Source organism: Pseudomonas sp. HMWF006 (assembly GCF_003061205.1).
Taxonomy (GTDB): Bacteria; Pseudomonadota; Gammaproteobacteria; order Pseudomonadales; family Pseudomonadaceae; genus Aquipseudomonas; species Aquipseudomonas monsensis.
Map to the genome: position 1 here is coordinate 7982 of NZ_QAIU01000662.1, position 1180 is coordinate 9161.

The window sequence follows — 1180 nt, forward strand, 5'->3', positions numbered from 1 at the left end:
CGGCAACTTCGACAAACGCAGCGGGCTATCGCAATGAGCCAGAGCCTCAGCCAGACCTTCCTCGCCATCACCCGCAACGACACCGACCTTGAATGGTTGCAGGGCGCTTTGGCGCCGCTGGGCCAAGTGGTCAGTGCCGGTGGCGGCAGTCTTGATGAATTGCTGGCGCTGGTCGATGTGACCTTCGCCAGCCTGGTCTTCGTCGGTCTCGATCGCGACCATCTGGTGGCGCAGAGTGCATTGATCGAAGGTGTGCTGGAAGCCAAACCGATGCTCGCCATCGTTGCCCTCGGCGATGGCATGGACAATCAGCTGGTGCTTAATGCGATGCGCGCCGGGGCGCGGGATTTCGTCGCCTATGGCTCGCGTTCCAGCGAGGTCGCCGGGCTGGTACGACGCCTGAGCAAACGCCTGCCGGCGGTGACGCCGAATGCCCAGCTCGGCGGCCTGACCGTGCTGTACGGCGTGCAAAGCAATGCCGACGGCGCATTGCTCGCCAACCACATGGCGCTGGTGGTGCAGAAGAGCGGCCAGCAAACCCTGCTACTCGATCTGGGCCTGCCGCGTGGCGACAGTCTGGCACTGCTGGGGCTGGAGAGCTCGTTCCATTTCGGCGATGCCTTGCGCCACTTGCGGCGCCTTGACGCGACCCTGATCGACAGCGCCTTCACCACTGCCGAAGCTGGCCTGCGCATCCTCGCGTACGCCAGTGGCGACGAGCCGCTCGAGCGCACCAGTGCCGCTGAGCTGTACATGCTGCTCAGCGCCTTGCGGCAGCACTTCCAGCACATTGTGGTCAACCTCACCGGCCAGCCGGACAGCGAAGCCCTGCGCACCTTCGTCAGCCATTGCGACAAGCTGTTGTGGTACACCGACCAGAATGTCCTCGATTGTCGGCGCAACCTCGCGGTGCTCAACCTGTGGCGCGAAAAAGGCATGAAACTCGAGCACGGCCGCTTGTTGGTCGACCGTTATCTGCGCAACGTCGCGCCCGACTCCGAAACCCTCGGCAAGACCTTTGGCCTGGAAGTGATCGCCGTGCTCGCTTGCAGTCCGGAGCTGCGCCTGAACGCAAAAAACCAGGGTGTCACCCTGTTTGAGCTGGCGCCGCGCGAAGCCCTCAGTCAAAGCCTGCGCACCCTCGGCGAACGTCTGGCCAAACGTTCCGAAGGCCTGGTCA

General features: G+C 63.7%; 1 protein-coding gene. It reads left to right on the forward strand.

Features of this window, described 5'->3' with window-relative positions; translation table 11 throughout:
* Window positions 1-33: 33 nt before the first annotated feature.
* Window positions 34-1180, forward strand: a 1147-nt coding sequence (locus tag DBR24_RS30715) for a pilus assembly protein (protein ID WP_128616557.1), incomplete at its 3' end; no start/stop codon positions are given.